Raw genomic sequence first — 11,154 nt, 5'->3', positions numbered from 1 at the left:
GCGACAACCGTGCTCGGAGCCTGCCTAGGCGAGGTGGTTGTTGCCCTGTTGCTTCAGGAAGTTGAGCAAAAGCGCATGCTGTTACAGCAGCAGGGGTGGGAGGTTCAGATTACGAGGTGCAAGATCTGAGTATAGCAACTTTGCGCGATCGCGCTTATAGATGCCTCGGTGATTCAGTCTAAGCCAGGTTTCAGGCGAACAAGATAATATGACAGTATCCAAAAACATTGCGTAAAAAGATAGGAGGTTTTTAGATCATGGTCAAACCCATTAATCAAGAGTTTAGTGCTGCGGGACAGGTGACACCGGAGGAATTAGAGCAAGCGGCACAAGCGGGGTTTAAATCGGTTTTGAATGTGCGATCGCCTGAGGAACAAGGTTTTCTCAATGAAGAGGCACAAATTGTTACCTCTTTGGAATTAGCTTACGCCAATGCTCCCCTAGCGATCGCTACGCTGGATGAAGCCCAACTCGCTGCGATTGTCACTGAACTGGATAAACTACCAAAACCAACGCTAATTCACTGTGCCGGGGGCTTGCGGGCTAGTGCTGTGGCGCTTCTGAGTATTGCCCAACAAGAAGGATTGACTTCGGAGCAAACCATAGAACGAGCCCAGGCAGTCGGGATCGATCTCGATGCGAATCCCAAGCTAAAACAGGCACTAGAGCAAGCGATCGCCAATAACCCCAAAGTCAACTCCTAGCAATAGCAGCCATCAGGCAATTGTGTCATTTATGATGAAGTTATCCCGATACCTTGCTAGGTGCTCGCTCTTTTAAGCGTATGGATAGTTTTCTCACGGCTGTAGACACACAAACAGTACTTTTAGTGGCAGCGATCGCAATTTCGCTGTTGTTTATCAGGCTCTTATTTAAAGTTCTAAATGCCAGTTGGGGGTCGATCTTAGCGATCGCGGCCATTGTTTTGGTGCTGCAATATGCTTTTGGCATCGCTCCCAATCAATTGTTAACGGAGATTAGCCAACTTCCCCAAGATTTAATTCAGTTTGTGCAAAACTTCAATTTGCCAGAACTCAGTAGCCTCTACAGCCAGGGATCGTAATGGTACAAGTCAAAGTTTATGGCTTGAGATCCGAGCTTGACCCCATCAAACCCCAGCTTTCCGAGGTTATTCATTCCTGTATTGTAGATGCTCTGCAATATCCGCCGGACAAGCGAGCACATCGTTTTTTCCCGCTTGATGCCTCAGATTTCTTCTATCCCGCAGGTCGAACAGAGCGTTATACCATTCTTGAGTTGAGTATGCTGGAAGGCCGTAGTGTAGAAGCTAAGAAGCGGTTAATTCGTCTCCTATTTGAGCGAGTTCAACCGTTAGGCATCTCATCTCAAGATCTAGAAATCACCATTTTTGAAACCCCTAAACATAACTGGGGTTTCCGTGGGTTGCCTGGAGACGAACATCAGCTCAACTACACTATTGAAATATAACTCTATCATTTAAGGCTTACGGGTTTCAGAGCTTTTATTTTTCCACTTCAAATACGACTCAATGGTGGGGAAATATTGCACTGTTCCATCCAAGCCTTCCGGTCTGCCCTTCAGATATCCCTCTAAATAAACAGAGCCTTGCATTTGGGGTAATAACCCACGCTCGCGATCGCGACAGCCCTGTTGATAATGTTGCTCTCTCAAGTGCTCAAACATAGGATGTCCTAACTGTAGAGTCTAGGTTTAACTTCCACTTCTACAATAGGCATTCCGCTTGATAGAATCAAATGTTCTTGTTTCTCAAAACGATTAATTTAAGTGATTAAACATGCCCATCACTGCGATCCTGTTTGACCTGGATGGAACACTCACAGATCCCAAACCAGGGATTACTCGCAGTATTCAGTACGCCCTCTCTGAGTTGGGTTACCCGTCACCCGCTGTCGATGAATTACTTTGGTGTATTGGGCCACCGTTGCAACAAAGTTTCGCCACGCTCCTAGACACCTCAGACAAGGTTTTGATTAACCGAGCCGTAACGCTTTATCGCGATCGCTATGCCACGATTGGGTTATTCGAGAATGCCCTATATCCGCAAATTTTAGAGACACTAGAAACGATTCGGGCGGCTGGCTATCAAACTTTGATCGCTACCTCCAAACCGCATGTTTACGCTCTCCGAATTGTTGAGCACTTTAAGCTAGCAACCCTGTTTGATGGTGTGTATGGTAGCGAACTCGATGGCACTCGCAGTGAAAAAGATACTTTGATTGCTTACATCCTCAAGACCGAACAGCTTGCGCCTGAAAATACGGTGATGACTGGCGATCGCCAGCATGACATGATTGGTGCCAAACGGAATCAGATGGGCGCGATCGGGATCACCTACGGCTATGGAACGGTGGAGGAGCTAATACGGCATGGTGCTGATGGGCTAGCTCATTCACCCGCTGAAATCCCAAAAGCACTGCTGGAATGCGATCGCTTCTCCATGACCTCAGGCAGTCCTTTGTTGAACACTAACTGAGTCTTGCATCCTTGGTAGCCAAGATGCTTGTAAAACTGGTGGGCCGCTTGACGTTGCGTATTAGAACGAACCACGATGCTGCGACAGTCCTGTTTGTGTGCCCACTGTTCAGCTTGCTGGAGCAGTAAACGCCCAATCCCCTGCCCTCGACAGTTCTGATCCACAATCAGCCCACCGATTTCGGCTACTTGACCCACTAATAAGGATTGACGGGCATAGATGTGAATCCAACCAAGGACAGCGACACTCGACGAATGAGCAATGTAAATGGCATGGTCTGGATCTCCTTCCAGATGCTTTAAGCGCTCCCACACCGCTTGAGGAGCTACGGAATAACCTAGCTGCTCTGCCAGTAGGGCGATCGCGGCTGCATCTTCAGGCACGGCTAAACGGATGAGTCGGTCAAACGGAGGCATGCTAGAAAAGCTCACCACAAAATGTTACGTCAAGATATTACGTAAAGAATTGTTGAAAAATAGGTGGCAAAAGTCAGAAAAATTGTTCAGACTGAGTATATGCGAGGTTCAGTCTGAACAATTTAGCCCAGTTCTGATCGTTATTTAGGAGATTAATAATGAAGCAAGTACTTTTTGGTAGCTTGTCTGCTGTTGCTATGGCGATCGCCGCAGCTGCAACCCCCACGATCGCCGCTGAATTAACCACATCCAACGGGGCAAACAGCAAAGTAGTTCGGCAGACACCTCCTGTAACCTTAGTAAACTTGGCTCAACAAGGCCATTTCCGCAATCAGGGGATTCCTTCCAGCCAAGCGTTGACCCAAGCGATCGCGGCAGGACAAGTGACTCCTGAATCCCTGGTGCAAGCAGGGATTCAGAATAACTTAGTCAACTCAGACACCTTAAATAATCAGGGTTACCTGAAGGTGGTTGAGGTGCAATTCCGCGAAATTGTGCAGGACTTTGTGATCTCTTCAAGTGATGTTGATAACTGATGAGATCTGCTCTGCTAACCTATTTCCGGTATTGGGATTGCCAACAGGAAGTGGCTAGTAGATTCATGCTGATGGTTGGGAGAATTTTTTTGACTTAATACTACGGTAAATCAATAGAGATACCGTAGATAAACCCGAGTATCCCATAGCCAATTCAGAAAAGCAAGTCTCTTGATCTGCTTCTGAGGCTTAGCCATGACCTAATACCGGATGAGGTCGGTAGGGTTGCTCTAGGGCAGCGAGTTCAGTGGCATCTAAAGCGAGGTCGATCGCGGCGATCGCATCCTCTAGGTGTTGCAGTTTGCTTGCACCAATGATCGGTGCTGTCACGCCAGGCTGGTGTAATAGCCACGCCAAGGCAATCTGCGCTGGGGCAACTCCCCGATTTTTTGCTAGTTCTACGACTCGATCTACGACTTGAAAATCACCTTCCTCGTAGTACAGCCGATGGGCAAAGTCATCGGATTTGGCTCGTGCTGTCGCTCCGTCTCCTCGCTGCTGCCGATTCCCTGCCAAAAAGCCTCGTGCTAATGGACTCCAAGGAATCACACCGATCCCTTGGTCACGGCATAGAGGCAACATTTCTCGCTCCTCTTCGCGGTAGACCAAGTTGTAGTGATTCTGCATAGAAATAAAGCGCGTCCAACCGTGCAAATCAGCAGTGTAGAGAGCTTTAGCAAACTGCCAAGCATACATACTCGACGCGCCGATGTAGCGCACCTTGCCAGATTTCACGACATCGTGCAGCGCTTCTAGGGTTTCCTCAATTGGTGTTTCATCATCCCAACGGTGGATTTGATAGAGATCCACATAGTCGCTTTGTAACCGTCGCAAGGAAGCATCAATGCTATCGAAAATGTGTTTGCGAGATAAGCCGCGATCGTTAGGACCAGGACCCATCGGGTTATAAACTTTGGTGGCAATTACCACTTGATCCCGCTGGGCCAAGTCTTTCAGCGATCGCCCTAAAACTTTTTCGCTCACGCCTTTGGAGTACATATCCGCTGTATCAAAAAAGTTGATCCCAGCTTCCAAGGCTCGCTGAATGAAGGGACGGCTTTCCGCTTCAGGCAAAACCCAATCTCGCCACTGCGGAGAACCATAGGTCATGGTTCCTAAACAAATGCGAGAAACCTTTAAACCAGTTTTTCCCAGGTTGATATATTGCATCCCTCAACATCTCCTCTCTGACTTTTTTTACCGCTATCCCATTTTTACCTTCGGTGCCCTCACCCCTCCTAATGCAATTCTTGTTGAATCCAACGAGAGACGGCAGGTAATTGTTGACTGAACCAAAGTGACCCCAAAATGCAAATGCTGCCACAGACAACCAGCGTACTGGGGGCACCGATCGCCTGAGCTAAACTGCCTGCCAGCAAATTACTCAGAGGCAACATTCCCACCAGTGACAGTGCATAAAAGCTCATGACTCGGCCCCGTTTGCTATCCTCCACCAGGCTTTGAATCACAGTATTACTGCTCGCCACCTGAAGCGTGCTGCTGCTCCCCACCAACACCAACAGCAACAGCGAAATCCACACCACTCTAGATTGTGAGAAGGCAATTAACCCTAGCCCGATTACAGCAGGACAGAGGGCGATCAACCGCTCTAGCCCTTCAGTGCCTCGCCGTAAGCTGAGATAAACACAGGCAAATACCGAACCGATCGCCCCCGCTGCCGTGAGAAAGCCCATTGTTTCCGGACCACCTTGGAGAATATCCGCCGCAAAAATGGGTAGGAGTGCCATGTAAGCGATGCCAAATAAGCCCTGCACAGTCAACAATAGGAGAATTGAGCGAATTGGCAAAAAAGTATAGACGTATCTGAAGCCTTCTTTCAGTCTTTGCCAATTATTGCTAGTTTGAGCTTCTATAGGCTGGGGCGTTAATCGCATTGCCCAGAGTGCCAGAATTGCCGCCACATAACTGAGACTGTCGTAGAGGAAGCAGTATCCTGCCCCAACTGTGGCTAGCAAAATTCCACCGATCGCGGGGCCAATTAGTCGAGAACTGCTAAGCATGGCAGAATTAAGGGCGATCGCATTGCTCAAATCTTCGCGCTCGTTCACCATTTCCACTACAAAGGCATGACGCACAGGCATATCCAGCCCTTTCACCACGCCTGCCAAAATACTGAGCATCAGGAGAGATTCAAAACTAGCCAACTTTAGAAACGTGAGAATGGTTAAGGCGAAAGAAACGGCAATTCCCATAAACTGCGCCAGCAATAGTAGAGATCTACGACTCCAGCGATCGGATAAAACTCCTGAGAAAGGAGTCAAAATCAACGTAGGCAGAAAGCCGAGGAATCCAGTTAAACCCAATAGCCAGGCAGAATGAGTTAGATCATAAATTACCCAAGGCACAGCCACTTGGGTCATAAATGTGCCTGAGAGGGAGAAGCTTTGGCCAATGAAATAGAGGCGAAAATTGCGCGATCGCAAGGCAGGTAGTTGCTGGCTCACCTGGAACCAGATTTTTTGTAGTCCGTTCAATTGCATAGCAAACGATTTCCGTGACCTCCGAAGCGTGAATTGCCGCGTCGGAGATGGCTGCTTTTAGAAAAGACAAAACTAATTGCTGAGCAAATTGTTAGATCATCTAACTGATATGTGGAGCTATTGTCTGCCAAAGTAATTGGTTTAGTCAAGGCTCCATAGCATCAGGTGGCCTAAATCGATCCTAAGGATGAGAAAGATGATCAGATCGAGTTGGGCCTAACCGAGAGATTTAGCCAAAAATCTGAAACCGATGTGCTTGCTTTTCACCCATCTCTATGTAACGATGACTTCTACAAGAAAATACTGTAATCCCATCGATTTACCGTAGATTAACCGATTACAGTTCTGTATATCTCTTGTCCTAAACATGCCGAGCAAGGTTTAGCACTGCTGAATCAAGAACGAGTTTCTACCAGATTCAGCGATGACAGAAATTCTTGAAATCTAGTTTGGCAGCGCGATCGCAGACGCTGCTAATTTGACGCATCCAAGTGGGTGCTCATTCATTATTCATGACTATTACTTACGACTGGAGGGGACGAAAGTTTATTATGTCGCAACATCGGTGGCAATTGCGTGAGGTGCGGTTGAGTCTGCTTGGCCTAGGAGTTTTAGGGTTATTGTTGATTCCTGCCCGCAGTTGGGCAAATACGCCAGAATCTCCAGCTTCAACAGAACATTCAACAGAACAGCAGGCCGCGATCGCATACATCACGCTTCAACCACAACCTGTCCCTTCCCCAGACATTCCTAGCAGCAGCGAGAGCGTTCAGATCTCCCAAGTTGCCCTTCCTAGCCAAGTTGTCCCTCCTAGCAGCAAACCTATTTCTACTGTTGAGGCATCTATCACGCCTAGCCCAGCGTTATCTCAGGTTACGTCTGTATCTCAGCTTTCGGATGTCACTCCTACCGATTGGGCGTTTCAAGCCCTCCAGTCTCTCGTTGAGCGCTACGGCTGCATTGCAGGTTATCCCGATGGCACCTACCGCGGCAATCGATCGCTCTCTCGCTATGAATTTGCGGCTGGTTTAAATGCTTGCTTAGACCGCGTGAATGAGCTAATTGCTGCGGCTACAGATGGCCCCACGACTGAAGATCTGAAAACGCTTCAGCGGTTACAAGAAGAGTTTAGCGCTGAACTGGCAACCTTGCGGGGTCGAGTTGATGCCTTGGAAGCCCAGACTGCCAAGCTAGAACAGCAGCAGTTCTCGACCACTACCCAGCTCAGAGGAGATGTAACTTTCATCGTGGCGGATACCTTTGGCGATCGCGCCAATAATACGCACCAAGACGATACGAAAGATGAGACAACTACCTTTTTCGCCCAGCGTACCCGCCTGACGTTGCAAACCAGCTTCACCGGAAAAGACCAACTGACCACAGGCTTACAGGCCAGCAATATCCCTAACTTTTCTTCCCAAACGGGAACACAGATGACCCGCTTTGGGTTTGAGAGACAGGGTGCCTTTGAGGATAACGATTTGTTTCTCGATCGCTTGTATTATCGCTTTCCGGTAAATGACAAGCTAACTGCTTGGATTGGTCCGAGAGCGTTGCAACCCGCTGTCTTTTTACCAACTCTCAACCCCCTAGTAGGGGGACCCACAGGAGCAAGTTCTCGCTTTGCCGCCTTCAACCACACCTTGTATCGGCCTGGGTTTGATGGTGCGGGTGCTGCTGTTTCCTACAAGTTTAATCCCCAATTGCAACTCGGTCTAGGCTACATAGTAGATAATAACCAGGCTAGCCAACCTGAAAACGGTCGAGGGATCTTTGAAGGCAATAATCTCGCCATTGCTCAGTTAACCTTCTCCCCCAGTCGTCAGTTTGATCTGGGACTGACTTATGGACGCAAGTATTTTGGTAACAATACAGGTTTTAACCTCACGGGTGGCACAGGCAGCGCCTTTGCCAGAAACCCATTTGACCAAAGAGCCACAGCCTCCGATAACTTTGGTGTGGAGTTTAACTGGAGAGCCCGTCCCACACTCAATCTGAGTGGTTGGTTTGGGTACACTCGCGCTCATCAATTAAGTGGAGGAGATAACGATGCCACCATCTTACACGGGGCACTTATAGTCGCATTCCCAGATCTGTTTGCCAGAGGGAATTTAGGGGGATTCGTGGTCGGGGTGCCGCCAAAAGCGACTAGCAACGATTACCGCTCTAGACCCGGAGCGGCTCCTCGTGAAGATGTCGATACTTCACTACACTTGGAAGCTTTCTACACGTTCCGGCTAACAGACAACATTAGTGTCACCCCGAATGTCTTTGTCGTCACCGCACCAGAACATAACGACGCGAATGATGCGATTTGGGTGGGTGCCCTGCGGACGAACTTCTCCTTCTAGTCCTTCATTTCTTCTCACCATCTATTTAGATCAATTAGGAGGTAAGTCATGAGTTTGGAATTAAGTTTAGCGGGTAAAACCGCGATCGTCACGGGAGGCAGTGCAGGGATTGGATTTGCCATTGCCAAAGCACTGTATCGTGAAGGAGTCAGTGTTGCGATCGCGGCTCGGAATCCAGAGCGATTGGAGCAAGCTGCTCAGGCAATTCGCGAGTTACCCAATCAGGGAAACCAAGTGCTTGCCATCAGTGCCGATCTCTCTCAAGCTGAAGGAGTAGATACTGTGGTGTCAAAAACACTAGCAGCCTTCGGTCAGATTGATATCTTGATCAACAATGCTGGGTCTGCTCAAGCGGGTGCATTTCTCGATCTAGAAGATCAAACCTTTGTAGATGCTTGGAACCTCAAACTGCTGGGCTATATCCGCCTCGTCAAAGCGGTCATTCCTGATCAGATCCAGCGACGGGATGGCAGAATTGTCAATATCATCGGCGGAGCAGGACGTACCCCCCGCCCTAGCTTCCTTCCTGGTGGCACAACAAACGCTGCATTGCTCAACTTTACTCGCGGCATTGCCAAAGAGCTGGCTCAGCACAACATCCGGATTAATGCCATCTCTCCCGGCGCAACGGCAACAGAACGGGGCGATCGCTTGGCCGAACAAAATGCCCAAATCCGAGGCGTGAGCGTAGCAGAAATCAAAGCTGAGACGGTGAAATCTATCCCTTTGGGGAAAATGGCGCAACCTGAGGAAATTGCCAACTTAGCTTTATTTCTAGTCTCTGATTTGGCTGCTTCCATCACAGGAGCCGAAATTCTGGTAGATGGTGGCACTACGCCGGGTGTCTAGCGGAGTGCTAGGTGCCGAAAATTAAGTGCTCTCCTGGGCGAGGCATTTCGTGAGTAATTGAATGCTTCGCCCATTTTTTTATGGATGTGATTAAACTCCGTGCTGCTTAAACCATGCCTGAAGCCGCTTCCAGCCATCCTTAGCATCTACTTCTCGGTAGGAAGGGCGATAGTCAGCAAAGAAGGCGTGGGGGGCATCTGGGTAAACGAGGATTTCCGATTGGCTGCGGCTTGCTTTTAGTTGCTCTCTCATCTGCTCCACGGTATCCAGAGGAATGCCTGTATCCTGACCGCCGTAGAGTCCGAGAACAGGTACTTTGAGTTTGGAGGCCACATCAACGGGGTGCTTGGGCGTGAGCTCACTGGTATTACCGACTAATCGCCCGTACCACGCTACTCCTGCCTTGACTTGAGGATTGTGCGCCGAGTATAGCCAGGTGATGCGCCCCCCCCAGCAGAAGCCTGTGATCGCTAATTTATCTGAATTACCGTTGGATGACTTCACGGCCCAGTTGATGGTGGCATCTAAATCAGACAGCACTTGCGCGTCAGGCACTTTGGCGACCACCTGACGAATTTCATCAATGCTATCTAACTGAGAAACATCTCCCTGACGGGCAAAGAGTTCTGGGGCGATCGCCACATATCCCAGCTTGGCAAACCGACGGCAAACATCCTGGATGTGTTGATGCACCCCAAAAATTTCCTGAATCACCAAAACGATCGGAAAATTCTTTCCAGTGGCAGGCTGTGCTCGATAGGCAGGAATTTCACCATCTTTGACGGGAATGTTTACCGCACCTGCGATTAATCCTGTGGGGTCGGTAGCGATAATACTCTCCGCGATCGGTTGCACTGCCAAAGTGAAACCTGTCGCTAGAGTTGTGGTGGCAATAAATTCACGACGTGTCATTGCTTTCATGCTCTTATCTAGTATTGATCCAACAGGAAGGTAAATACTACTTGCTAACCATCGCTGAGTCTAGATAGTTAGATACTCTAATGATTTAATATACTAATAATTTTGTTGATTTAACGAATCCAATTTGCCACTCGCTGCTTTTGGATTAGTCAAATCGCGATCGCTGAAGTGACATCTGTGTAGATAAAGCAGTACCCAACATCATAACGACTTTGTTGGCGCAGATAGCCATACGCTTGGTTCCACCTGCCTGTCTCTAAGTCTTTCTGTAGGCGGGACAACCCCTGGTTAAGTTCAGTTTTGTCAATTTTCGCGAATGAAGAGATGCCGTTGCGGGTACGGCTATCCAAATACATTCCTGGCCTAGCCCAACCAACCGCAGCGAAAGCATCTGAGAGATTGTGCGGCAATGGAAAGGTTTGCACCCTAACCTGGTTTCCAGTAATCGATTGCAGAGTAGAGATTAACGTCGAGATAGGCAGAAACGTAGACTCCACATCTGCGACAAAGGAAGGAAAATATTGCGTTAGCCAAAAATCAGTAATTTTCTCTGGATCGTAAGTAAATAAAATAATAGGTCCATTCCCCGTAACGCGAGCAATCTCTCGCAATGCTTGCTGAGGATCTGAGAAATGGTGGAAAGCTAGCATCATAATTGCTGCATCAGCTACCCCATCAGGCAATGGCAGAGTTTCTGCAACCGCATCACTCCAATGGACTGATGGATGAGCGATGGCTTGGCTACGCATCGTTGCTGAAGGTTCTACAGCCAGAACTTGATACCCTTGTTCAGCTAGCGCGATCGCATAAGAACCTGTCCCAGCACCAATATCTATCACAACAGATGCTTGGGAGGGTGCCAGGATCTCTAGCAATGTGGCAGTAATTTGAGGATCTCGCCTCCGGGTCTGCGAGTAGCCTTTTCCGATCACGTCATAAAGAGCCATACTGATACTCTATCCATAAGAGCTATTTTATTAGTTAATCTAACAATTAGTTAAACACTGAATTTTGTATCGTAGTAACTTGTGTTTCCTTTAGGGAACATGTGATACTCTTCAAGTATTCTACGGTAATTCGCTCGACAAACCGTATTTTGAGATT

At 48.4% G+C, this 11,154-nt stretch carries 13 protein-coding genes; 7 read left to right on the top strand and 6 right to left on the bottom strand.

The window, feature by feature from the left end; all coding sequences use genetic code 11:
- The first annotated feature begins 257 nt into the window (after window positions 1-257).
- From H6F90_RS18065 to H6F90_RS18055, 3 genes are all read left to right on the top strand, one after another.
- Window positions 258-704 carry a beta-lactamase hydrolase domain-containing protein gene (locus H6F90_RS18065; RefSeq protein ID WP_190553702.1) on the top strand — a complete coding sequence of 149 codons (447 nt, stop codon included), beginning with the start codon at window positions 258-260 and terminating at the stop codon, window positions 702-704.
- Window positions 705-784: 80 nt separating this feature from the next.
- The gene (locus H6F90_RS18060; protein ID WP_190553701.1) at window positions 785-1,063 is read left to right on the top strand and encodes a hypothetical protein; all 279 of its coding nucleotides are present in this window, start codon (window positions 785-787) and stop codon (window positions 1,061-1,063) included.
- Window positions 1,063-1,449, top strand: coding sequence for a tautomerase family protein (locus H6F90_RS18055; RefSeq protein WP_190553700.1), 387 nt, complete (start codon window positions 1,063-1,065; stop codon window positions 1,447-1,449). The genes H6F90_RS18060 and H6F90_RS18055 overlap by 1 nt, the downstream gene beginning before the upstream one ends.
- Before the next feature lie 9 nt (window positions 1,450-1,458).
- Here H6F90_RS18055 and H6F90_RS18050 read toward each other — a convergent pair whose 3' ends face one another.
- Entirely contained in the window at window positions 1,459-1,665 is a 207-nt protein-coding gene (locus H6F90_RS18050) for a hypothetical protein (RefSeq protein ID WP_190553699.1), read from the bottom strand.
- Between the two features lie 112 nt (window positions 1,666-1,777).
- Here H6F90_RS18050 and H6F90_RS18045 point away from each other — a divergent pair, with 112 nt between their 5' ends.
- Complete coding sequence (locus tag H6F90_RS18045; RefSeq protein ID WP_190553698.1) at window positions 1,778-2,476, top strand: HAD family hydrolase; 699 nt, start codon at window positions 1,778-1,780, stop codon at window positions 2,474-2,476.
- Here the strand turns inward: H6F90_RS18045 and H6F90_RS18040 are convergent.
- Window positions 2,389-2,892, bottom strand: coding sequence for a GNAT family N-acetyltransferase (locus H6F90_RS18040; protein WP_190553697.1), 504 nt, complete (start codon window positions 2,890-2,892; stop codon window positions 2,389-2,391). The genes H6F90_RS18045 and H6F90_RS18040 overlap by 88 nt on opposite strands.
- A 158-nt stretch (window positions 2,893-3,050) precedes the next feature.
- Here H6F90_RS18040 and H6F90_RS18035 point away from each other — a divergent pair, with 158 nt between their 5' ends.
- On the top strand, window positions 3,051-3,428 hold the full coding sequence (locus tag H6F90_RS18035; RefSeq protein ID WP_190553696.1) for a hypothetical protein: 378 nt from the start codon (window positions 3,051-3,053) through the stop codon (window positions 3,426-3,428).
- A gap of 189 nt (window positions 3,429-3,617) precedes the next feature.
- Here H6F90_RS18035 and H6F90_RS18030 read toward each other — a convergent pair whose 3' ends face one another.
- Together H6F90_RS18030 and H6F90_RS18025 are read right to left on the bottom strand one after the other, a co-directional pair.
- Window positions 3,618-4,598, bottom strand: a complete 981-nt coding sequence (locus H6F90_RS18030) for an aldo/keto reductase (RefSeq protein ID WP_190553695.1) — start codon at window positions 4,596-4,598, stop codon at window positions 3,618-3,620.
- A 68-nt stretch (window positions 4,599-4,666) separates the two neighbouring features.
- The gene (locus H6F90_RS18025; protein ID WP_190553694.1) at window positions 4,667-5,929 is read right to left on the bottom strand and encodes an MFS transporter; all 1,263 of its coding nucleotides are present in this window, start codon (window positions 5,927-5,929) and stop codon (window positions 4,667-4,669) included.
- 512 nt (window positions 5,930-6,441) lie between these two features.
- Between H6F90_RS18025 and H6F90_RS18020 the strand changes: the two genes are divergently transcribed.
- On the top strand, window positions 6,442-8,280 hold the full coding sequence (locus H6F90_RS18020) for an iron uptake porin (protein ID WP_242024525.1): 1,839 nt from the start codon (window positions 6,442-6,444) through the stop codon (window positions 8,278-8,280).
- Window positions 8,281-8,328: 48 nt separating this feature from the next.
- Window positions 8,329-9,129 (top strand): SDR family oxidoreductase, encoded by an 801-nt coding sequence (locus H6F90_RS18015; RefSeq protein ID WP_190553693.1) that lies wholly within the window; start codon window positions 8,329-8,331, stop codon window positions 9,127-9,129.
- 90 nt (window positions 9,130-9,219) lie between these two features.
- Here the strand turns inward: H6F90_RS18015 and H6F90_RS18010 are convergent, their stop codons facing one another.
- Window positions 9,220-10,041 (bottom strand): dienelactone hydrolase family protein, encoded by an 822-nt coding sequence (locus H6F90_RS18010; RefSeq protein WP_242024524.1) that lies wholly within the window; start codon window positions 10,039-10,041, stop codon window positions 9,220-9,222.
- Window positions 10,042-10,199: 158 nt separating this feature from the next.
- Complete coding sequence (locus H6F90_RS18005) at window positions 10,200-10,997, bottom strand: class I SAM-dependent methyltransferase (RefSeq protein ID WP_190553691.1); 798 nt, start codon at window positions 10,995-10,997, stop codon at window positions 10,200-10,202.
- Window positions 10,998-11,154: the final 157 nt, after the last annotated feature.

Source organism: Trichocoleus sp. FACHB-591, assembly GCF_014695845.1.
Lineage (GTDB): Bacteria > Cyanobacteriota > Cyanobacteriia > FACHB-46 > FACHB-46 > Trichocoleus.
The sequence above is the reverse complement of the archived record's forward strand: the minus strand, read 5'-3'. Positions and strand labels throughout refer to the sequence as shown.